The following is a 23,992-nucleotide window of genomic DNA, read 5'->3' on the forward strand; positions in this document are numbered from 1 at the left end:
ATTCGACAAAGTGATTAGTTAGAAGCTTTGTCATCACTAACTGGAACTGATTTTTCCTCACTAGTTTGGGTAGCATCTGTTGTAGGTTCAAAAGCTTCTCTAAGCGATGAATCTTTTGAAGTTGTTTCTTCTACACTCGTCGTTGTGGTAGTCACTCCATTTGAACGCCATCTACCATCACTAGCGACTTTATAGCCATCAGGTGTAATTCCATCACGAAGCATTTCACCACTTGGTTTGAAATAATACCAGTCCCCTTTTTTTTGAATCCAACCAACTTGCATTTCACCTGCAATATTAAAGTAATAATTATCTCCAGAGATTTCATGGATACCAGTAAGCATTTTTCCAGAATCACCATCTAGGAAGAACCATTTGCCAGAATATTTAAACCAACCAGTTTCCATGGCTCCAGATTCTTTATGATAGTACCAATCTTTGCCGTCAAATACCCATCCGGTTTCCATAGCTCCAGATTGGTTAAAGCTATATTTGACACCATCAATTTCCTGTCTGCCGGTCACCATAACGCCGTCATTTTGATTCAAGTAGTACCACTTACCTGCAGATTTTATCCAACCTTTTTTCTGTTCACCACTTGATGCATAATAGTACCATTTGTCTTCTGCTTGTTTCCAGCCAGTAACCATAGCACCACTAGCCTTAAAGCTATATTGTTGCCCATCGATTTCTTTGGTTCCTGTAACCATCTCTCCATCTTTCGAATCAAGATAGTACCAATCACCAGCATATTTAATCCAGCCTTTTTTCAATTCACCACTTGATGCATAATAGTACCATTTGTCATCTGTTTGTTTCCAGCCAGTAACCATAGCACCACTATCTTTAAAGCTATATTGTTGCCCATCGATTTCTTTGGTTCCTGTAACCATCTCTCCATCTTTCAGTTCGAGATAGTACCAGTCATTGTTGTATTTAAGCCAGCCTTTTTTCTGATCGCCACTAGATGTATAATAGTACCATTTGCCATCAAACTGTTCCCAACCAGTTGCCATGACGCCTCCATCATTGAAGCGATAGAGTTTGCCGTCAATTTTATTTGAACCAGTGAACATTTCTCCAGTTTTAGGATCTAGATAATACCATTTACCTGCATCATTGAGCCAACCACGTTTCATTTCACCTGAAGCGCTAAAGTAATACCATTTTTGGTGCGTATATTGCCAATAAGTTCCCATTTCTCCGGCTTCATTGAAATAGTACATCTTTCCATCAATTTCTTTGAAACCAATGGTCATTTTTTTATTTTCATCTAGGTAATACCATTTATTACCGATTTTATTCCAGGATGATGCTCTTAGTTCATTTGAAAGCGCACCTGTATCATCAAAGACCAGAGTTGCTCCATTCACTGTTCTGGTACCAGTTTGCATAATCCCTTTTTCGTCAAAGTAATAGGTCTTACCGTCAATGATTGCTAACTCGGACTCTTTTCGATATCCTTTAGAATCCACATAATACCATTGCTTGTCAATTTGAAGCCATTTGGAAGTTTGTAACTTCCCATCTTTATCCATATATAAAGACTTAAGAGTACCTTCGTCATCAAAATCTTGAAGCCATTTATCTTGTTGCAGATGTCCTTTCCCATTGAAGAAGTATTTTGCTCCATCAATTGTATGCCAACCTGTTGCCATCTGATCATCAGCGAAATAATACTTCTTATATCCATCTTCAGTGATCCAACGTGAATTCGTATTTGGAATATCCGGGAATTCTTGAGAAATATTATTAATACCATCTGTTTTTATATCAAAAACAGTCGCATCTTTCTTATCACTTGAAGCATGAACAACTTGGACATTCATCTGTTTCAATTTATCTCTCGTTGCTTGGACATTTATATCCAATCCTGTTGTTTGCACAACAATAGATGGGGAAAGATTATTAAGAAAATTAATGCTGTTTGAAACTTTTCCGTCAAGGTGATGGTTCCATTTCATTAAATCGACTTTCCCAATTTGTGGGCCTAAGCGATCTTCAGCTCCATAAACGTTATCAAGATCCCCACCCAGATAAATTTTCTTCCCATTTACTGTAACTACAGCAACAATAGAATTGGGATTGTCATCATATACTTTCTTTAATTTCCCATCTGGGCCATATTCATTTTTGTAGTTATACAACTGAATATCCATATCACCCAATTTGAAATGACTATCATTATCTGAGATATCTTGAATAAGATTAACGCCATATTTTCTAGCTGCATTCAGTGCATTATTATAGTTAAAAAGATTATCCCACAAGCCCCATTGAGTGGCAATTCGATCATCCGAATATCGTTTTAGATAAAATTTATCAACCTTATATTTTTTTAGAACTTCATCAGCTCCACCAATATGGTCACTATGGACATGCGTTCCAAGCATAAAGTCCAACTTCTTAACACCTACATGGTCAAGATGACGGAAAAGTCGATCTTCAATTGCATAGACATTTGAAGTAATAATACCCGATCTTAATGGATAAAGCGGATCGCTCCCATCTGGAAAGTCATAGTCTTCACCCATATCTATCAACGCATAATGCCCGTTACTTTCAAGTAAAATGGCATCAGTCCCTGGACTTCCTTTGGTATTAATGAAATGAATCCGATTGACGTCGGACCGCGAAGTTGTGTCCGCCTCTACTCTCGCGCCGACACTAAGAAACAAAAATGCTCCTAAAGCGACTGCGACTTTTGTTTTTCTCATGATAAAGCCCTCTCAGATTTTTTCTACTAATATTTTTAATTATACCAAAAAAACAAGAAAAAAGGGGGGTAAAATACAAAATGTCATTTTTACTGCGCCAAATGACTTTAGCAACACTGTTTCAGATTAATTGATGAGTTTTAATTTTCTTTTATCAGTAAATCTATTCTCAAAAATTGACTTTTAATAGTTTTTGTCAGCACCTATATCTAGCAGTTTTCCTATACTTCTGTCAGTATGTTTTTAATTTCCTCAACGAGGATACTTTCTCAACGTCAACATTTTAACTTTATATAAAACACATAACTACAATCAAAAAGCTTCCAAGTTTAGAATATCTGTTTAACACTGAATTAACAATCTTCACTGTGATTTTACTCTTTGTGATTAGCAAAAAAAGACTAGATAAGTCTAGTCTTTCATTTCAAATTAGAATTTTTTACGTTTACGAGCTGCTTCTGATTTACGTTTACGTTTTACAGAAGGTTTTTCATAGAATTCACGTTTGCGTGTTTCTTGAAGAGTACCAGCTTTAGTAACCGCACGTTTGAAACGACGAAGTGCATCGTCAAGAGATTCATTCTTACGTACTACTGTTTTAGACATTATTTTCACTCCCTTCAAGTTCAAGATCTATTCTATTTTACATGTATTGATGAAAATTGTCAAGAAAAATAGTGCATTTCATTATTTTTCATTGACAAATAAAAAGGACCCTAAAGTCCTTTTTATTAACTATCTTATTCTAAACTCAATTATTTAGAAAATTTCTTTTTCATAACGAGACTACCTGCCAAGATAGATACACCAGCAATTACTAATGCAATACCTGTAGACTCACCAGTATATGGAAGACCTGGCTTATCTTCTGTAGTAGTTGTCTCAGATACTTCTGGTTTTGAAGTTGTTATAGTCGTTGAAGTAGTCGTTGGCTCTTCTGTCGTTGTACTCGTTGATGTTGTTGTCGGCGCTTCTATCGTTGTAGTCGTTGATGTTGTCGTCGGCGCTTCTGTCGTTGTACTCGTTGATGTTGTTGTCGGCACTTCTGTCGTTGTACTCGTTGATGTTGTTGTCGGCGCTTCTGTCGTTGTACTCGTTGATGTTGTCGTCGGCGCTTCTGTCGTTGTACTCGTTGATGTTGTCGTCGGCGCTTCTGTTGTGGTTGTCGTTGATGTTGTCGGCGGCGCTTCTGTTGTGGTTGTCGTTGATGTTGTCGTCGGCGCTTCTGTCGTTGTAGTCGTTGATGTTGTCGTCGGCGCTTCTGTTGTGGTTGTCGTAGTTGTGGTTTGTTCTTTTGGATTGACGATTGTTTTTGTAACTGATTTATCAGCTCCAAAATCTGTTGCATTCACTTCTGTGTCTGCTGTATTTATCACATAACCTGTTGGTGCTTCAACTTCAGTTAAGATATACTTGTCTTTCAAAAGGCCAGTTACTGTAATTTTCCCTTCAGCATCTGTAACATACTCACCAATCACTTGATTGTTAGCTTGTCGAACAACCTTAAATTTAGCACCAGCTACCGGTTGGTTTTCATCATCAACTTTATGGATGTGAATCGTGAATACATATCCAATACCTGACCCACCAGATACTTGAACTACAGTTGATTGTACAACCTCTTTAATAGTTATTCCTTTACCTTTTAAGACAGCGTCATTATTCAAGATTTCGCCATCTGCTGGTGAATAATTGGCTTGAACATTATATTCAATGCGGTACTGGTCATTTTCTGTAATATCACCAAGTTGAATAACAAATGACTGACCATCTTCACTGACTGTAACAGTATGTTGGTCTGTTACATCTGTTCTATCTGTAAATTCCCAGAGACCTTTCACATAGTCAAACTTACCCTTGATCACTCGAATACTATCTTTGATATAAGATGCATTAGAAAACTTCAACGTGTCTTCTACAGTTGCATCTTGGACACTTTCTTTAGTACGGTTAATTGAGATAGTGTAAGAAAGTATATTTTGCTCTGCATTACTTACCCAACCTGTTTTAGAAAAAAGCTCTGGGTTTCCATCTCCAACACCGGTAAAGTTAACCTTGTCAACGATCTGTGTTTTTCCATTAATTGTTACCTCGACAGGGATTTCTCCTTTTTCAGGGTGTTTTTGGAAATCCACTCGAGTATAGACAAAGAAAGATCCACTGGTATCAGAGTGCTTTTCTACATAATCCGTATACGTTAATACGATATGTTTTTTAGTTTCGTCGATTTTAGCATTTGCGATGACTTCATTTGTTTTTTCATCACGAATCTCAAAATTTTCTGATTCGATATATAAAGCATCTGACAAATCTACAACCGTGGTATCACCAGCTTTAACATCTTTATCTGTCAAATCATATGTTGCGTTAAGCCTAAATGTAACCCACTGTTCCAAATCTTTCTCAAGATTACCACCTGAATTATTTGCAATATCTAATGATGTTATGGCATCAATAGTCTTACTACTTGCTGCATTTTCTGCAAAAGCTTTGTTCAAGCTAAGAGAAAAAATGATCGTAAATAAGCAAATAATGAACGAAAAAAAAGCTATTTTTTTCTTATTCACCTTAAATAGTCTCCTTAAATTTAATTGTTTAGACATTAAACGATATCAGTATACCAGTATTTTTTACTAAAGTCTAGTTTTATTCATAAAATAGTTTGAAATATATTTATAAAAAAACACTTTTTATATATTTTACGTTTATTAGGTGTTGTTATTTTATAATCCGTTCTTTTTTAAACCTGACTGCTAGATATTTTTAAATGTTTACTTATCAAATATCAAACAAAAAGACCAATCAAAGTAAGCCATAGATTGGTCTATATAAATGTCAACTTATTTCTTTAACAAGCTAAGTGCTTCTGCATCCGCAATAATAGTCACATCCGAATGATTTTGCAAACTACTTGCTGGTAGATTTTCAGTCACTGGACCTTCAACAGTTCCGGCAATAGCTTCTGCTTTTGATGGGCCATAAGCGAAGAGAAGAATAGATTTGGCATCTAAGATATTTTTAATACCCATTGAAATAGCTTGTGTTGGTACGTCTTCGATTTTATCAAAGAAACGAGCATTAGCCTCAATGGTAGACTGATCAAGGTCTACAAGATGAGTTTGGCTATCGAACGGAGTTCCTGGTTCGTTAAATCCAATGTGACCATTTCGACCAATTCCCAAGATTTGCAAATCAACCGGATGATCAGCAAGAATTTGATTATAGCGTTCTACTTCTTCTTCTGCATTGTCTTTAACTCCACGAGGCAAAAAGCTTTCTTTAAATGGCTTTTTATTGAACAGATGTTCTTGCATGAAATAACGATAAGATTGAGGATTATCTCCATCTAATCCTACATATTCGTCCAAGTTGACACTTGTAAGGTTTGAAAAATCAAGGTCACTCTCTACGATTTCTCTGTAGAACTCAAGTGGACTGCTACCTGTCGCAAGTCCTAATGTTTGAGCACCCTTTGCTAACTTTTCTTTTAAAATTTCAAAAGCTACTTTTCCACCTTCTTCAGGATTTTTTACTTGAATAACTTTCATAATTGTTCCTCCACATTTCTTTATTTCATTATATGGTATAGACCAATTTTTGTCAAGTGTAAACGGTTTAATATTTTAAATTTTATTGGATAAAGTTAAGTAAAAAAAGAAGACTAAACTAGTCTTCTTTTTTAAAACTGTCAGAATGAATTAGTCTTCTTTTTTCTTTCTTGACAAAGCATAACCGGCAGTAGCTAAACCAATAAGTGCTGAATAAGTCATGAATGATTGATCAGCTGAACCAGTATTTGGTAATACTCTCTCTGAATCTTTTTGATTAGTTTCTGATTTTGACTCTGACTTAGACTCTAGCTTAGGTTCTGGCTTAGGCTCTGGTTTTGGTTCCGGCTTAGGCTCTGGTTTTGGTTCTGGCTTAGGCTCTGGTTTTGGTTCTGGTTTAGGTTGTGGTTTTTCATTTTCCTTGATAAGCACAACATTTTTATTCCATTTAACAACTGGTTTTTCTGTTTCTTTCTTAACAGGATCCTTCACCAACTCAGGTGCTTCTGGTTTAACCGGTTCACTTGGTAAGACAGGTACAGTTTTATATTCTGGTTCTGTCGGTGGAACTGGTTTTTCTTTAACAGTTGGTACTTCTGTCAATTCTGGTTTTTCAGGTTTAACTGGAGGTGTTGGTTCTGTTGGTTTAACTGGCTCTTCACCTGGATCTTGAGGGAAGCCAACGTTTGAGTTGATAGAGAACCAATAGAGAGTTGCTTCGTCTGTTGCGTTAGCACCTTTTGCTGTAAATTCAAGATGACCATCTTTCAAAATAACAGCAGCACCACCATAGTAAAGGTAAGGGCTCTTAGGATCATCCCAACCCTTAGTTTCACTTGAAGAGTCTGCATTAAATGTAGCACCTTGAGCCATGTATTGGTTTTGTTCTTTAGCAGATACTTCTTTTGTCGATGAATATTGGTCTACACTTGAATTTGGAAGTTTAATAAACTCTTTGTCACCAATGTTTACAGACTCAACGTGAGGAGTATCTTGGTGTTTCATTTTTGGTGTGTATCTCAAAACACCTGATTTAGCGTCTACAGTGTAAGAACCGATAACGTCTGATTTATCACCGAATGTGTACTCTTCAGTACCAACTGAGTGACCATTTCCGCCACCAGATGCGTTCACTGTTGTAGCATCAACTGTTATTTCTTCAGTTACTTTGAAGGCATCAGCATCCCATGTTGCTTTTTGAGCAACAATTTTCAAAGGATTATCAGCATTGATATCAACTTCTGCACTACCGAAGTCAGCTTTACCGCTTTTCACAACAACGTCTGCACCATCAAGTTTTGGTTCACTTCCGTCTGAATATGGATCCCAAGTTCCACGAACTGTATTGCCTTCGCTATCTTTAGCTTCAACAACTAGAGGACGAGGTTTGTCATTTTCAACATAAGATGCACCATTCCAGTGGTTAAGTGAGTTAAGGGCAAGGATTGCATTGTGTTGTGACAAATCAATCAATTGGTCATTTTCATCATAAAACTCAATGTCAACACCAACTGTAACTGGGTTTTCAGTATCTGTTGAGCTACCAATTGTCATTGTAACTGCTGGATCGTTGTAAATTTGAACGATTCCTTTTCCATCTGATGATGGAAGGCTCTTCACTTCGTATTTATAAACAACTTTTGCAATACGTTTTTCTTCGCTACCTTTTACAATTTTAGCTTGAGTAAGTCCTGTGTATGTAACATCAAATTTGTCTCCGACTTTTACAACTCCCCACTCAATTTCATTGTTGGCATATGGATTTGTAGTTGTCACATCAGAATCTTGTAGATTCTTAGTTTCATACATCTTAGTAGCTTTACCATCACCGTACATACGAGCTTGACCTTCTTTTGTCAAGTAAGTTGTTAATCCAGTTGTTTGGTGTGTGATTTTAGTTGTTTCACCATCAGCAAGTTCTTCAGAGAGGAATGTCAAATCTTGTTTGTATTTCTCAGGATTTCCACCACGCTCTGCAACCATCTTATTGAAGGCATCTTTAGCATCATCGTATTGTGCTTTTTTCTTGTTGTAAATTTCGAGCTCAATCAAGTAAGCAGCTTGTGCTTCATCATAAGCAGCTTTTTTAGTCTTGTAGTCAGCTAATTTAGCTTCATATTCTGCTTGAGCTAATTTATTACTTTCAGTAGCTTCTTGATTTGCTGTTACAGATGCATTGTATGCTGCAAGTGCTGTGTTATATTCTTCAAGAGCTTTTTCATAAGCAACACGTGCCTCTTCATTACTCTGTTCTACTGCTGTTTTTTCTGCTGATTTTTCAGTCAATTCTTTTTTATAAGCAGTAAGTTTTTCGTTGTAAGCTTCAAGCTCTTTATCGTAGTTTGCTTGTGCAGCAGCATTTTTAGCATCAACTTCAGCTTTTTCTTTTTCGTAAGCTTCTTGATTTGCTGCTACTTCAGCTTTATAATCAGCTACAGTTTTATTAATATCTGTAACTTGTTTTTCGTAATCTTTAGCAGCAGCTTCCTCAGAATCTTGCTTTTTAGTCTCAGTTTCTTTAACTTCAAGACCTTCATTTGTGGCAGCAGTTTTAGCTTCTTCCAACTTCTCTGGAACCGCAACTTCTTTTGTTTCTTCTCCAGCTACTGTTGTAGTTGAAACAACAGGTGTAGTTGCTGATGAAGTTTCATCGGCTGATACAGTGGCGATACCTGCAGCAGCAATCACCGTTGCGACTGCAACAGAACCAAAAGCAACTGAGGTTTTTCTCAAGGCATACTTAATCGTTTTATTATTCTTTAACGATGACATGACAATTCCTTCTTTTATTTTAAATTTAAAATGTTCTCAAGCATAAAAGATTTGATTCTTAAAAACATACTAATTTTATCAAAAAAAATATGTGATTTCAATAATTTTCATTTTCTTTCAATAAAATTTCATAAATATTTCAAAATAATAAAAAGGCCTTGCTCTTTCGAGCAAAGCCTTTTCATTTCAGAACTAAAATCGTTAGTTCATCGCTAAATGAATGCGATTTTGTATATTTTATTCTTCACGTTTTTTACGTTTTACAACCAAACCTAGACCTACAAGACCAAGCGCAGCACCAAGTGCGGCAACTCCAGATTTAGATTGTTCACCAGTATTTGGCAACTCAGGACCTTTAGGTTTTTCTGGAGTTGGTGGTGTTACCGGTGTTGGTGGTGTTACCGGTGTTGGCGGCGTTGGTGGTGTTGGTGGTGTTGGCGGTGTTGGTGGTGTTGGCGGTGTTGGTGGTGTTGGCGGTGTTGGCGGTGTTGGCGGTGTTGGTGGTGTTGGTGGTGTTGGTGGTGTTGGTGGTGTTGGCGGTGTTGGCGGTGTTGGTGGTGTTGGTGGTGTTGGCGGTGTTGGTGGTGTTGGCGGCGTTGGTGGTGTTGGCGGTGTTGGCGGCGTTGGCGGTGTTGGCGGTGTTGGCGGTGTTACCTTGTTGTTAAACTCAGTATCTTCAGGCATTTGTGAAGTAAGGGTTAACACTTTACCATCCTTAGTTACAGTAACTCCAACAGTCACTATCATCTTGTCATACTCAACTCCAGCCTCTGTACCTTTCACTTCTTCTACATGATAGATATGAGTGCCTTCTTGACCACGTTTGAACTCAAGAGCTGAGAACTTGATCTTACCTTCTGCATCGTTGCTTACAGTTTCAATTACGTTGCCATCTTTGTCTTTCAATACGAAGCTGAATTCTCCAGCTTTCAACGCACGACCTTCCAATTTCTTCGTGAAGTTGAATTCAACTTTTACTGGGATATTAACAACACGTTTTTCAGTTGGTTTTTCTGGTTTTTCAACTGATTTCTTAGTTGGATCATATTGGTGAACAATTTGAGAAGCCGTATTTTCAATATCTACACCTTCCTTAGCAGTGTCCTTGATACGTGCAAGAATATCAAACTTATAGTAACGACCAAACGCTAGCTTAGTAGTATCAATTACTTGTGTATCTTCCGCATCTCCAAGAGACTTAGTCAAGTCAGCCTTAGATGTAGCAGTAATGACACCATCTTCAACCTTGATATCGAACTTGTCAGTCACATCAGCTCCAGTTACTGAATCGTAAGCCTTAATTTCAGATACATTAACATCCAAGTTTTCGTTGTCATATTTATCTGTAATTCCTACAGATTGAATATTGTGACCTTCTTTGAATTTAGTTGTATCCAACCATACTTGGTAAACAACCTTATCACCTTTATGGAGTGTTTGAGTATTGATATTTTGCTTTTCATTATTATCAACATTGTCCACATATGGATCTTTGTTGGTATCAGCTACTTTATCAGTCAACTCTTTATCATCATCCAGAAGTTTAGTTCCAGTAATATCAAATTTTTCTTCATTAAGGATGTATTTTTCTGGGTTAAACTCAGGAGTTTCTGGTGGAGTCACACGGTTGTTAAATTCTTTATCCGCAGGTTCTGTCACGTTTGTGATCAAGGCTTTCGCAGTACCGTCATGAGATACTGTTACAGTTACTTCTGCTTTCATTGTATCGTATGATACAGTTGCGTCTGTACCCTTAACCTCTGTTACAGTGTACTTGTAAGTACCTTCTTGACCCTTCTTGTATTTAAGGGCAGTAACAGTTTCACCAGCTTTATTAGTGTAATCTACTGGATCAAACTTGATCTTGCCAGCTGCATCGTTGGTTGCAGTCGCAATCACAACATTGTCGCTGTCTTTCAACTCGAATGTGAATTCGTTAGCTTTCAGTTCACGACCTTCCAATTTCTTAGTGAAGTTAAATTCTACTGAGATTGGAACACTGTTGACACGTTTTTCAGTTGGTTTGTTTGGTTTTTCAACAGTCTTGCTTACTGGGTTGTAGTAGTTAACGACTTGTGCTGCCTTGTTTTCAATATCTGCACCAGCTACGACATCGTCTTTCACTGTTGCTGGGATATCGAACTTGTAGTAACGTCCGAATTCGAATTTAGTTGTATCGATCACTTGTGTGTTTTCAGCGTCGCCAAGTGACTTCGTGAAGCCATCTTTCAGGTTAGCTGTCAGAACACCATTGTTATCAGAGATATCGAATTTCGTCGTAACGTCTGCACCAGTAACGGAATCGTAAACCTTGATATCTGAAGCACTAACAGTCAATTTATCCTTGTCGTAGTTATCTGTGATTCCTACTGTTTGGATATTGTCTTTGTTGTTTGCGTCAAATTTAGTTGTATCCAACCATACTTGATAGTAAAGTTTTTGACCACGTTCAACTGGTTTCGTATTCAAATTTTCATCTTCGTTGTTGTTAGTTGTATCCACATATGGGTTTGTATTTGTTTCACCATATTTATCTGTCAACTCAGAATCGTCATCAGCGAGCTTAGTACCTGTAATATCGAATTTAGCTTTAGAAACAACGTATTTCTCTGGTTGGAACTTAGGCTCTTCTGGAGGGCGAACTGTGTTATTAAATTCTTTATCGGCAATATCTCCGACCTTAGCAACTAAAGCTTTAGCTGTACCATCATGAGAAACAGTGACTGTTACAACAGCCTTCATATTGTCATACGTAACGGTTGAGTCTGTACCAGCAACTTCTACTACTTTGTAACGGTAAACACCGAGATCATTGTTTGTGTATTTAAGGCTAGTGAATTTAATCTTACCATCCTTATCATTAGTTGCTGTTTCAAGAACATTGAATTCATCATCGTCTAACAATTGGAAAGTAAACTCATTCGCTTTCAATTGACGACCTGCAAGAGCTTTCTTGAAGTCAAGTTCAATTTGAATTGGGACGTTGTTTACACGTTTTTCAGTTGGTTTACTTGGTTTTTCAACTTTTTTAGTCGTTGGGTTGTAGTAGTTTACTACTTGAGCCGCACTATTCTCGATGTCTACACCACCAGGAACATCAGCTTTCACTGTTGTTGGGATATCGAACTTGTAGTAACGTCCGAATTCGAATTTAGTTGTATCGATCACTTGTGTGTTTTCTGCGTCACCAAGTGACTTCGTGAAGCCATCTTTAAGGGTTGCAGTAATCACACCATCATTTACAGCGATATCGAATTTATCAGTTACTTCTGCACCTGTTACAGAGTCGTAGGCTTTGATGTCAGCTGCATTAAGATTTAATTTAGCTTCATCATAGTTATCTGAGATACCAACTGTTTGGATGTTGTCCTTGTTAGCTGCATCAAATTTAGTTGTATCCAACCATACTTGGTAAACTAATTTAGAACCACGTTCAACAGTCTTAGTATTTAAGTTTTCCACTTCATTATTGATGGTATTATCCGCGTATGGATTCGCGTTTGTTTCACCATATTTATCTGTCAACTCAGAATCGTCATCAATGAGCTTATCACCAGTGATATCGTATTTCTCTTTAGAAACAACGTATTTCTCTGGTTGGAACTTAGGTTCTTCTGGAGGAGTAACTGTATTGTTGAACTCTTTATCATCAGCATCTGTTACGTTGGCAACAATTGCCTTTGCTGTACCATCATGTGATACAACTACTTTAACAGTAGCAACCATTGTGTCATAATTGACAGTTGCATCTGCACCAGGAGTTTCTTCTACTGTGTAGTTGTATGTCTTACCAAGATCATCGCGACCGAACTCGAGAGTCTTGAAGACAACATTACCAGCAGCATCATTCTTCACGCGTTCAACTTCAACGCCGTCTTTCTTCAATACGAATTCGAATTCGTTGGCTTGAAGTTCACGACCATCCAAACGTTTAGTGAAGTTCATTTCCACTGGAACTGGAACGTTGTTGACGCGTTTTTGTGTTGGTTTTTCAGGTTTTTCAACTGTCTTGCTTACTGGGTTGTAAACGTGAACTGTTTGGTTGGCTGTATTTTCAATATCAGCACCAGCTTTAACAGATTCTTTCACAGTTGCTGGAATATCAAATTTATAGTAACGTCCAAATTCGAACTCAGTTGTGTTGATAACAGGAGCATGCACTTTATCTTTGATAAATTCATCTTTTGAAGTTGCAGTAATCGTACCATTTTCAACTTTGATGTCGAATTTATTGGTTACTTCTGCACCAGTTACTGAATCATATGCTTTGATATCCGCTGCATTGACGTCCAATTTATCAGCGTCGTATGTATCAGATACACCAACGTATTGGATGTTATTTGCTTCAGTGAATTTAGTAGTATCAAGCCATACTTGGTAAACTAATTTAGAACCACGTTTAACTGTCTTGGTATTCAAGTTTTCTGGTTCGTTGTTAGTGGTCTTGTCTACATATGGATCTGCATTTGTTTCAGTGTATTCATTTGCCAACTCATCGTCGTCGTTCATCAACTTGTTGCCAGTAATATCATATTTCTCTTTAGAAACGACAAATTTTTCTGGTTGGAATTCAGGTGTGGCTGGAGGAGTGACTTTGTTGTTGAATTCAGTATCTTCTTGAGTGTCAGTTGATTCCCCAGCAGCATTCTTACCACCTGTTGAAGCAATATCTGTAACAGTTGTTAAGGTATGGCCATTTTTAGCAACTTTTACACGGACAAATGCTTTCATGGTATCGTATGTCATACCAAATTCTTTATCTGCATCAGCTGGGATAACTTCCTCAACAGAGTATGAGTGGGTACCAATTTTAGTATTGTCATATGACAATTCAGTAAAGGTCACATTTCCTTCTTCATCATTCTTAACTGTTTCAATAACATTACCATCTTGATCTTTGAGAACAAAGCTGAATTCACCAGCTTTTAACTTACGACCGGCTAATTTTTTAGTAAAGTCAAATCTTGTAACAACTGGAGCAACAACATAGTTATTGAAGATTTTATCATCATTACTTGCGCTAAATCCACCTTCTGAACTGTATTTAACTGTAGCTTCCAAGTCACCCTGAGTGTTCTCAGTTACATTGACAGTCATGGTAACTGTCATTGAATCGTAATCTACATTTGCATCAGAGCCCTTCTGTTCAGTGATCTTGTATTTATAAGTACCAACTTTGTTAAAAGAAAGCTTGCTGAATGTAGCTTTTCCATCTTTATTGCTAACTGTTTCTTCATGTTTATCAGGTGTACTTTTCTCTTCTGTTAATTTGAATGTAAACTCACCGTCTGTCAAGACACGTCCGTCCAATTGTTTTTCAACTTCCGGAGTCACTTCAACTGGATTTTGTTTGACATAGTAATAAATTGGTTGTTTGTATGGTGTCAATGAGTTGAGCAAGTCAACGTTAGTACCGATACCGTTTACTCCACGAACCAATTGTTCGTTTGGAGAAAGGTGACCAATCTTATCTCCTAAGAATGGTACAAAGACTGTTTTCTTAGGTGTATATCCAGCAGCTGTTTGGAAGTCAAATGGAACTTCTTTACCGTTTGGATAGTTTACACCTTTACTATCTGTGAAAGCAATTGTGTTAAGAGGTGATTTCTTAACAACTAAATCTTCTTTATTGTAATCACCTGGTTTAATAGGCTTCGTTTCTGCTAGCAACATGTAGCCGTCAGTGCTCAATGTACCATCAGAACGTTTGCTTTGTTGTTTTGGATCAAGAAGATAAACACGAACAACTACAGATCCATCTTCACCTACGATTTCTTTAATCCGTTTAATTCCTGCACGCTCAGCGTCCATAAATTTAGTACCGACTTTGTATGGGCGACTTACATAGCCTGATTTATCGTTTGCATCAGCTGTTTGATACAACTTGTAGCCATCAAATTGACGCTCACCTGATGCTGTAAAGCTTTGTCCTTCCATAGCTTTAAGAGTATATCTAGCTAGGTCTACTTCATTACCATTTGGTACATAGTCTTGAACAGTTTTATCTGTCTTATTTGCGTTGAACGTCGCATTGTTTTTATCAACTACTCTATAGTAAGTTGTTTTTTCAACTGCTTCTGGGATTTTTGCATTTGAATCGGTAATTGTACGACCGTTATAAGCTGGTTCTACAACGTTTAAAATATCTGTTGTCGTACGAGCGTTATAAACCGCAGTATAAAGAGCTTGTTCAGCAGGTGTAAGGTTATGACCTGGTGCGACTAAATCTGTGATGCTCTTTCCAACTTCATAACCATTTTGAATAAATGGCTGAGTTGTTTTACCTTTTTCAGAAGTACCAGCTTGATAATCTATTTGGAACGTTAATTGACTATTAGACGCTGTTGTGGTAGTTGTGAATTTTTGAACACCACTTGTAGCTGTTACTGTTTTTGTTTCTACGACATTACCAGTTGTTTTATCAATCAATTCAACTGTTGTATCTGTAGATTCATCAAATCTCTTATAAGCACGTGCATAGTATTTTGTACCATAACGATTATTGAATTCAGTTAAATCCCAAACCGCATATGTATAGTAATCACCTTCTTTTCTTGCATATCCAGCTGGTACAGTTTGAGACCTAACCGTAGCTCCATTTGGATTCTGTATAGTTGGATCAACTGTTTCACCATCTTTTAGATAGGTACTAATACTGACAGGCTTAGAGTTGTGATCTCCAGAAACTGCATCTTCAGTTGTAGCACGACGATTACGAACTTTAGGTTTATCACCTTCTGAAATAGCTGGCTTAGTTTCTTCAGCTTTTTCAACCGGCTTAGCAGTTTCCTTATTAGCAACCTCAGTCTCAGTTGAAGCAGGTTTTACCTCTGATGCTTTTTCTGAAGTAGTCGCTTCAGATTTAGCTTCTTCTACTTTAGACTCAGAAGTAGGTTTTGCTTCTTCTACTTTATTTTCTTCAGCAAGCTCAGCTGTTGGAACATTTGCTACAACATCTTGTTCCTTTTTAGAGGAATCCTCACTGCTGACATCCTTTTTCACCAACTCAATTTTTTCTTCAGAAGCTGATTGTGTAGGAAGCTCAGAAGCTTGAACTGCACCACCATTAGCCATCAAAAAGCTAAGAGTTGTCCCTAAAAATACAGATGCAACACCTACCTTATATTTTCTCAAAGAAAAACGTTGTTGTTCCTTTCTTATCATATGGATAAGTTCTCCTTTTATATATTTAACTAACAGAAGGTAATATTTCTACAAATCTTGTACCCTATGCACAATAATTGAAAGCTGGAATTTACCCACTTTAGCATTTCCATCATATCAAAAAATCAATATTAATTCAATTAATTACATACTCTGGAAAACACTTTCTTATGGATTTTAACAGTGTTTTTAGCTATCTATAATTTATAATATATATTTACATATATGCATAAATCAGTCCTTATATACAAGATTTTTTTATTTAATAATCTTTTCATTTATTATATTTCTTTTTCTAAATATTTCAATTTGATTACATTTTAATGATTGTGAAAACCTTATCATTGTTTTCATAAATAAAAAAAGATTCTCCAAAGAGAATCTTATTTTTTAAATCGCTTCTGTGACAAAACTTCTGCTTTCTAATACTTTTAGCATGGCATCTGCTGTATCCAAAGCTGTAAAGAGAGGCACCCCATGTTCGATGGCAGATCGACGGATTTGTTCTCCGTCTTCGTCGGCTGTCCGTTTGGTACCGACGGTATTGATAATGGCTTGAATTTTTCCTTTGCGGACGTAGCTTGGGATATCGTGTTCATCATGACCGATTTTACCAACAAGTTGAGTCTGTAATCCATGACTTGCAAAGAACTCCGCTGTTCCTGCAGTTGCAAGGATTCCGTAACCAATATTTTGGAAACGACGCGCTAAATCTAAAGCTTCTTCTTTTGCATCGTCTGCGATGGTAAAGACAACGTTCCCAAAGGTTGGCAAGTGGAGGTATGAAGCTTCAAAAGCTTTATAGAGGGCTTTTTCAAGAGTGGTATCAGACCCCATAACTTCCCCTGTTGACTTCATTTCAGGACCAAGAAGGCTGTCTACCTTAGCTAGTTTGGTAAAGGAGAAGACTGGTGCCTTGATATGGACGCGAGTACTTTCTGGGTAAAGTCCATCTTGGTAACCAAGTTCTTCGAGACTTTGACCAAGAATCAACTTAGTCGCTACCTGTGCCATAGGGATATTGGTTACTTTTGAAAGGAACGGTACGGTACGGCTAGCACGAGGGTTTACTTCAATGACGTATACTTTCTCATCCTTGATAACAAACTGAATGTTCATCATACCAAGACAGTTGAGGCCAATTGCAAGACGCTTAGTGTAATCTGCAATCGTTTCTTGCACCTTTTGAGACAAGGTTTGTGGAGGGTAAACAGCCATTGAGTCACCTGAGTGGACACCAGCACGTTCGATATGTTCCATGATACCTGGAATGAGGACATTTTGTCCGTCTGAGATGGCATCAACTTCACATTCTTGTCCAACGATATAAGAGTCGACAAGAACTGGATGGTCTGGACTTGCCTTAACCGCAGTACGCATGTAAGAACGAAGGTCTTCTTCGTTCTCTACGATTTCCATAGCACGTCCACCCAAAACATATGAAGGACGAACAAGGACTGGGAAACCAATCTTACGAGCTGCAAGCACCGCTTCTTCTTCGTTTGTTGCAGTCTGGCCAGGTGGCTGTGGAATATCCAAGTCTTTAAGGGCTTGTTCGAAGAGGTCGCGGTCTTCGGCACGGTCTAGGTCAGCGACTTGTGTACCAAGAATGGTCACACCAGCTTTGGCTAAAGGCTCAGCAAGGTTGATAGCTGTTTGACCACCAAATTGAACGATAACACCTTTTGGTTGCTCTAAATCGATAACATTCATAACATCTTCGAACGTTAATGGTTCAAAGTAGAGTTTATCAGATACAGAGAAGTCTGTTGAAACTGTCTCTGGGTTTGAGTTCATGATGATAGCTTCATAGCCAGCAGCTTGGATTGCCTTAACAGAGTGAACAGTTGCGTAGTCAAACTCCACACCTTGACCGATACGGATTGGACCAGAACCCAAGACTAGAACAGATTCCTTATCAGACTTGATAGATTCATTTTCCCAACCATAGGTTGAATAGAAGTACGGAGTTTCTGATTCAAACTCTGCAGCACAAGTATCAACCATCTTGTAAACTGGGACAATCTTGTTTTCTAAACGTAGTTGGCGAACATGGTCAGCCGTAGTTCCCCAAAGTTCAGCAATTTTACGATCTGAGAAACCATTGAGTTTTGCTGTTTTTAGGACTGCTAGATCTTGTGGATGTGCGCCCAATTCTTGCTCAATCTCAAAGATATGCAAGAGTTTATCAAGATAGAAGATATCAATCTTAGTCAAGTCAGCAATCTCTTCTGGTGTATAACCACGACGAATGGCTTCAGATACGTAGAAAAGACGGTCATCTTGAGCTTTGACAACTTTTTCAATCAAGGCATCATCTGAGACTTCTGCAAGTTCAGGCATTTCATTGTGGTGAACTCCAATTTCAAGAGAACGACAAGCCTTAAGAAGTGATTCCTCGATGTTACGACCGATAGCCATAACTTCTCCAGTTGCCTTCATCTGAGTACCAAGACGACGTTCACCCTTTTCAAACTTGTCAAATGGGAAGCGTGGAATCTTTGCAACCACATAGTCAAGGGCTGGTTCAAACATAGCATAAGTTGAACCTGTAACAGGGTTAATAACCTCATCCAATGTCAATCCTACTGCAATCTTAGCAGCCAATTTAGCGATTGGGTAACCTGTCGCCTTAGAAGCAAGGGCAGAAGAACGAGATACACGAGGATTTACTTCGATGACATAATACTTAAAGCTGTGCGGATCCAGAGCTAATTGAACGTTACATCCACCTTCAATCTTGAGAGCACGGATAATGCTCAAACTTGCATCACGAAGCATTTGGTTTTCATAATCTGACATGGTTTGCGCTGGAGCAAATACAATGGAATCCCCTGTGTGGATCCCAACTGGGTCAAAGTTTTCCATGTTACAAACAACAAGGGCATTATCAGCTGAGTCACGCATGACTTCATACTCAATTTCCTTGAAACCAGCAATGGAACGTTCAATCAAACACTGGGTAACAGGTGACAACTTCAAACCATTTTCAGCAATCTCTCGCAATTCTGCTTCGTTGGCACACATACCACCACCAGTACCACCTAGAGTAAAGGCAGGACGGACGATAACTGGGTATCCAATCGTCGCAGCAAAGGCAACAGCTTCTTCAACTGTATTTACAATTTCTGATTCAGGAATTGGTTGGTTCAGCTCTTCCATCAACTGTTTAAAGAGGTCACGGTCCTCCGCTTGATCGATGGCTGACAATTTAGTACCGAGAAGTTCTACTCCGAGCTCATCTAAGATTCCGTTTTTGGACAATTCCATTGCCATGTTAAGCCCTGTTTGACCTCCAAGAGTTGGAAGCAAAGCATCTGGACGTTCCTTGCGGAGAATACGAGTTACAAACTCAAGTGTGATTGGTTCGATGTAAACCTTATCTGCAATCTCTTTATCAGTCATAATAGTCGCAGGGTTTGAGTTTACCAAGACAACCTCGTAACCCTCCTCTTTCAAAGACAAGCAGGCTTGGGTTCCAGCATAGTCAAACTCAGCAGCCTGACCAATAATAATTGGACCAGAACCAATCACCATAATTTTTTGAATATCAGTACGTTTAGGCATTTATAAGATATTAAGGGCGTCAAGCGGACAAAGCTAAAATAGGAGTTATGACGAAGAACTGTCAGTTCTAGTTATAACTATCTTTTTAGCACCGTCCGTAGCCCGTATTCAGTTCAGCAAATACGGACCACCCTTCTCCTTTCTATTCGGCAACTCTCAGGTTGCCATTAAATAAATTCTCCGACGATTTCACACTCGTCATTAATTTGTTTGTTTGAAGGCTTCCATCATCTCGATGAATTCATCAAATAGATAACTTGCATCATGAGGACCAGGAGCTGCGTCTGGGTGAAATTGCACAGAGAAACCTGGTTGGTATCTGTGGCGTACCCCTTCAACTGACTTATCATTAATTTCTTCATGGGTGATAATCAAGTGATCTGGTAAATCCTCACGGCTAACGGCGTAGCCATGGTTTTGACTTGTGAAGTCCACGCGCCCAGTTGCAATTTCTCGAACTGCATGGTTAAAGCCACGGTGACCAAACTTCATCTTGTAAGTCTTTGCACCATTTGCCATTGCAAAGAGCTGGTGACCCATACAAATACCAAAGATCGGAATCTTACCAAGAATCCCACGAATCATATCAAGTGCTTCTGGTACATCTTCTGGATTTCCCGGACCATTTGACAACATAACTCCATCAGGATTCAAATGTAGGATTTCCTCAGCTGTAGTTGTGTATGGAACTACAGTCACGTTACAATCACGTTTTGAAAGTTCTCGTAAAATAGAATGCTTAAGGCCAAAGTCTACTAGAACAACACTCAAACCAACTCCTGGAGCTGGATAAGAAGTCTTGGTTGAAACTTGTCTGATATTATCAGTCGGTAAAACAGTCGCTTTAAGTTGATCAGCAACATGATCCATACTGTCTCCAGCGTGTGTCAAAGTTGCTCGCATGGTTCCATGTTTACGGATAATCTTTGTAAGCGCACGTGTATCAATTCCTGAAATACCAGGAATTTTCTTAGCTTTCAAGAACTCATCCAGCGTCATCTGGTTACGCCAGTTGCTAGCTCTACGTGCCTCTTCGAAAACTACAACTCCCTTACAAGTAGGGCTGATAGATTCGTAGTCATCACGGTTAATCCCATAATTCCCTACCAGTGGATAAGTGAAGGTCAAGATTTGTCCATTATAAGACTGGTCTGTAATGGATTCTTGATAGCCTGTCATCCCTGTATTAAAGACGATTTCCCCTGTTACATCAATATCTGCACCGAAGGCTTTACCTTCAAAAACTGTGCCATCTTCTAAAACTAGAAGTCGTTTTGTCATATTCTCACCTCTCGTGGACGCTCACTGGCGTCTTTTAACGTTTTGTGTCTTATTTGGCTTTTCTGCTTGCCAATACGGATTCTAAGATTGCCATTCGAACAAAGACTCCATTGGTCATTTGTTGGACAATACGTGATTTTGGAGCTTCAACCAAGTGGTCAGCAATTTCTACATCCCGATTTACTGGAGCAGGATGCATAATGATTGCTTCTTCTTTTAAGCGATTGTAGCGTTCTTGGTTCAAGCCATGTTGAGCATGATAGCCTTCTTTTGAAAAGACGGCTCCACTCTCGTGGCGTTCATGTTGGACTCGAAGCAACATCAGAACATCCACCTGGTCAACAATCTCATCAATGGTAACAAACTGGCCATAGTCAGCAAATTCTTGGCTTCTCCATTCCTCAGGTCCTGCAAAGTAAAGTTCAGCTCCCAAACGTTTCAAAATCTGCATATTGGATTTGGCAACACGTGAATGATCCAAGTCTCCAGCAATCGCGACCTTGAGTCCTTCAAAATGTCCGAATTCTTCGTAAATTGTCATTAAATCAAGCAGACTCTGACTAGGATGTTGCCCTGAACCGTCGCCACCGTTGATAATCGAAGTCGTGATCGTCGGACTCGCAATCAATTCTCTGTAGTAATCAACTTCAGGGTGACGAATAACGCAGACATCTACACCAAGCGCTGACAAAGTCAGGATGGTATCATAGAGTGTCTCACCCTTGTTGACTGAACTTGTCTTTACATCAAAGTCAAGTCGTTCCAATCCTAGTTTAATCTCTGCAACTTCGAACGATTTATGCGTTCTTGTCGAATTTTCAAAGAAAAGATTGGAAACAATGGGATGGTCTTCGTAAGGCAACTGAGCTCCATTCTTAAACTCAATCCCTCGTTTAATCAATTTCATAACCTGATCCACAGTGAGATCTTCCATGGACACCACATGTTTCAGTACTTGTTGATTTTCTGACATGGCTACTCCTTTAGCTATTAAGCTTCTTCAGTAATCAAAACTCTATCTTGGCCATCAAGTTCTGTCATCTCAACGATGATTTCTTCAGAACGACTGGTTGGAATATTTTTCCCAACGTAATCTGGTCGAATTGGCAATTCTCTGTGTCCACGGTCAACTAACACCGCAAGACTCACGCGCGCTGGGCGACCATGTCCGACAATGTTATCGATAGCAGCTCGAATTGTACGACCTGTATAGAGCACATCATCCACCAAGATGACTTCGCGATCTGTCACATCGACAGAAATCAATGAAGTATCCTCACCACTCTTAACATCGTCACGGAAAGGTTTAGTATCTAATTCTACAACGGGAACAGAGATATTTTCCAATTGTTCCAAGCGTTCTTGAATACGGTGAGCAATAAAGACACCACGTGTTTTGATACCCGCTAAAATGATTTTATTCAAATCTTTGTTGCGTTCGATGATTTCATAAGTGATACGCGTAATTGCTCGCTTGACGGTTAATTCGTCTACAACTTCTTTTGTCTTCATGACAAACCTCCAAAAAGAAAAGTCTCCTTTTTCAAGGAGACTTGAGAATGTATAACTAAGCGAGCCTTACTGTAAACAGTAAAGACTTACCCTTCTACTTAATCCAGCTCCTTGCCTGCCTCACGGGACAGGTTTAAAGGAATATTTTATTGTCCTTACTATATCACAAAGCCTAGTTCAAAGCAAGTAAAAACATTCAATACGCGACCTTATAAAGAACTAAAATCGTACAACTGTGGATAGTGTTCGCATTCTGGATTTTTCGGATGGCAAATAGCACGACCAAAGTAAATCATAGCCTGATGGGCTGCCAACCATTCTTCTGGTGGCAAGACATCCATGACACGTTTTTCAACTTCAAGTGGCGTAGCTGATTTTTTAACGATATCGTGATGTTTACAGATACGCTCAACATGAGTATCTACTGCAAAAGCCGGAATTCCAAAGCCAACACTCATGACAACATTAGCTGTTTTACGACCAACACCAGCTAAGCTTTCTAATTCCTCACGTGTCTGAGGTACTTGACCATCAAAATCTTCTAATAACTGTTGCGCACATTTCTTGAGGAACTTAGCCTTGTTGCGGTAAAGTCCTAAACGAGAAATATGTTTAGCAATGTCACTCTCACTTGCGTCTGCCATAGCTTGAGGCGTTGGAAAAGCTGCAAAGAGGCCTGGTGTGGCCTTGTTGACCGCAGCATCTGTCGTCTGAGCAGATAGCATAACGGCAACTAAAAGTTCAAAATGATTACGAAAGTCTAGACTAGGTTTTGCATCTGGAAAAAGAGCGATGATTTCTTCAATGACATGACGGGCACGTTTCTTGGATAAAACCATCTACTCATCTCCATTAAACAGTCCTTGTAAACCTGCAAAAGGACTGTTTTCTTCTTTCTTAACTGCTTGTTGAGCTTGGTACTCTTCCTCAGACATGATTTGCCAGTCATTTCCGGAAACAAATCCCTGGCCAGCTTCTTCTTCAGCTGTTAAGACTTTGATTGGAATATTGAGCAAGATATTATCAGATACGCTCTCAGATAGGTCTATTTCATCATTTTCAATCGGTAATACTAAATCACCATCTAGAACTTCTTGGTCCAATTGATTGGTAGCACCTTCCATAAAGACTTCCGTCACTGGATATGATTCTTTCAATTTTACCGGTTCCATACTACGGCTAGAAGCTAAAACGATTGTATAAGATAAGAGATAGTCCAAGAAAAACATACGGTCTTCGTACTGAACCTTCCCTACTGCTTGGATATCTTTTACATCTATAATTTCTTGATTACGAGCACGTAAGTCAGCTGCCAAGTCTAAAGTTTGCTCAAAATGCAAACCTTCAGGCTGCTTACGAATTTCTTGAATATTTAATTTCATACTTCCTCCTTAAAGATTTACTCACTTGATTATACCATGAAAGGAGGTC

General features: G+C 38.6%; 12 protein-coding genes. All 12 read right to left on the reverse strand.

From position 1 onward, the window contains the following. Nucleotides 1–14 precede the first annotated feature (14 nt). The 12 genes from ACTO1Y_RS03465 to ACTO1Y_RS03520 all read right to left on the reverse strand — a co-directional run bounded on the left by ACTO1Y_RS03465 (nt 15) and on the right by ACTO1Y_RS03520 (nt 23,943). The gene (locus ACTO1Y_RS03465) at nt 15–2,717 is read right to left on the reverse strand and encodes an MBL fold metallo-hydrolase (protein ID WP_441348364.1); all 2,703 of its coding nucleotides are present in this window, start codon (nt 2,715–2,717) and stop codon (nt 15–17) included. A gap of 429 nt (nt 2,718–3,146) precedes the next feature. Continuing rightward, entirely contained in the window at nt 3,147–3,323 is a 177-nt protein-coding gene (gene rpsU, locus ACTO1Y_RS03470; RefSeq protein WP_000048054.1) for a 30S ribosomal protein S21, read from the reverse strand. A gap of 149 nt (nt 3,324–3,472) precedes the next feature. Continuing rightward, nucleotides 3,473–5,320: an Ig-like domain-containing protein gene (locus ACTO1Y_RS03475; RefSeq protein ID WP_441348365.1), complete on the reverse strand. Its 1,848-nt coding sequence runs from the start codon at nt 5,318–5,320 to the stop codon at nt 3,473–3,475. A 237-nt stretch (nt 5,321–5,557) separates the two neighbouring features. Beyond that, the gene (locus ACTO1Y_RS03480; protein WP_006150776.1) at nt 5,558–6,265 is read right to left on the reverse strand and encodes a glucosamine-6-phosphate deaminase; all 708 of its coding nucleotides are present in this window, start codon (nt 6,263–6,265) and stop codon (nt 5,558–5,560) included. 150 nt (nt 6,266–6,415) lie between these two features. Beyond that, entirely contained in the window at nt 6,416–9,037 is a 2,622-nt protein-coding gene (locus tag ACTO1Y_RS03485) for a GbpC/Spa domain-containing protein (protein ID WP_441348366.1), read from the reverse strand. A 237-nt stretch (nt 9,038–9,274) separates the two neighbouring features. After that, a complete protein-coding gene (locus ACTO1Y_RS03490) occupies nt 9,275–16,201 on the reverse strand; it encodes a Spy0128 family protein (RefSeq protein WP_441348367.1) in 6,927 nt (2,308 codons plus the stop codon). 390 nt (nt 16,202–16,591) lie between these two features. Further along, entirely contained in the window at nt 16,592–19,768 is a 3,177-nt protein-coding gene (gene carB, locus ACTO1Y_RS03495) for a carbamoyl-phosphate synthase large subunit (RefSeq protein WP_441348368.1), read from the reverse strand. A gap of 201 nt (nt 19,769–19,969) precedes the next feature. Beyond that, nucleotides 19,970–21,049 (reverse strand): carbamoyl phosphate synthase small subunit, encoded by a 1,080-nt coding sequence (locus tag ACTO1Y_RS03500; RefSeq protein WP_254733501.1) that lies wholly within the window; start codon nt 21,047–21,049, stop codon nt 19,970–19,972. Between the two features lie 49 nt (nt 21,050–21,098). Beyond that, nucleotides 21,099–22,022 (reverse strand): aspartate carbamoyltransferase catalytic subunit, encoded by a 924-nt coding sequence (locus ACTO1Y_RS03505; RefSeq protein WP_235084009.1) that lies wholly within the window; start codon nt 22,020–22,022, stop codon nt 21,099–21,101. A 17-nt stretch (nt 22,023–22,039) separates the two neighbouring features. Continuing rightward, nucleotides 22,040–22,561 carry a bifunctional pyr operon transcriptional regulator/uracil phosphoribosyltransferase PyrR gene (pyrR, locus tag ACTO1Y_RS03510; protein WP_000850019.1) on the reverse strand — a complete coding sequence of 174 codons (522 nt, stop codon included), beginning with the start codon at nt 22,559–22,561 and terminating at the stop codon, nt 22,040–22,042. Between the two features lie 209 nt (nt 22,562–22,770). Further along, entirely contained in the window at nt 22,771–23,400 is a 630-nt protein-coding gene (nth, locus tag ACTO1Y_RS03515) for an endonuclease III (RefSeq protein ID WP_441348369.1), read from the reverse strand. Next, nucleotides 23,401–23,943 carry a YceD family protein gene (locus ACTO1Y_RS03520; protein WP_441348370.1) on the reverse strand — a complete coding sequence of 181 codons (543 nt, stop codon included), beginning with the start codon at nt 23,941–23,943 and terminating at the stop codon, nt 23,401–23,403. It abuts the gene before it with no gap. Nucleotides 23,944–23,992: the final 49 nt, after the last annotated feature.

It is taken from the genome of Streptococcus sp. V728, assembly GCF_052077995.1.
GTDB classification, from domain to species: Bacteria; Bacillota; Bacilli; order Lactobacillales; family Streptococcaceae; genus Streptococcus; species Streptococcus infantis_B.

Coding starts and splice junctions, on each gene's coding strand:
- rpsU (WP_000048054.1), bottom strand. CDS start 3,323: ATGTCTAAAACAGTAGTACGTAAGAATGAATCTCTTGACGATGCACTT.
- ACTO1Y_RS03505 (WP_235084009.1), bottom strand. CDS start 22,022: ATGTCAGAAAATCAACAAGTACTGAAACATGTGGTGTCCATGGAAGAT.
- ACTO1Y_RS03465 (WP_441348364.1), bottom strand. CDS start 2,717: ATGAGAAAAACAAAAGTCGCAGTCGCTTTAGGAGCATTTTTGTTTCTT.
- ACTO1Y_RS03490 (WP_441348367.1), bottom strand. CDS start 16,201: ATGATAAGAAAGGAACAACAACGTTTTTCTTTGAGAAAATATAAGGTA.
- nth (WP_441348369.1), bottom strand. CDS start 23,400: ATGGTTTTATCCAAGAAACGTGCCCGTCATGTCATTGAAGAAATCATC.
- ACTO1Y_RS03520 (WP_441348370.1), bottom strand. CDS start 23,943: ATGAAATTAAATATTCAAGAAATTCGTAAGCAGCCTGAAGGTTTGCAT.
- ACTO1Y_RS03480 (WP_006150776.1), bottom strand. CDS start 6,265: ATGAAAGTTATTCAAGTAAAAAATCCTGAAGAAGGTGGAAAAGTAGCT.
- ACTO1Y_RS03485 (WP_441348366.1), bottom strand. CDS start 9,037: ATGTCATCGTTAAAGAATAATAAAACGATTAAGTATGCCTTGAGAAAA.
- carB (WP_441348368.1), bottom strand. CDS start 19,768: ATGCCTAAACGTACTGATATTCAAAAAATTATGGTGATTGGTTCTGGT.
- ACTO1Y_RS03500 (WP_254733501.1), bottom strand. CDS start 21,049: ATGACAAAACGACTTCTAGTTTTAGAAGATGGCACAGTTTTTGAAGGT.
- ACTO1Y_RS03475 (WP_441348365.1), bottom strand. CDS start 5,320: ATGTCTAAACAATTAAATTTAAGGAGACTATTTAAGGTGAATAAGAAA.
- pyrR (WP_000850019.1), bottom strand. CDS start 22,561: ATGAAGACAAAAGAAGTTGTAGACGAATTAACCGTCAAGCGAGCAATT.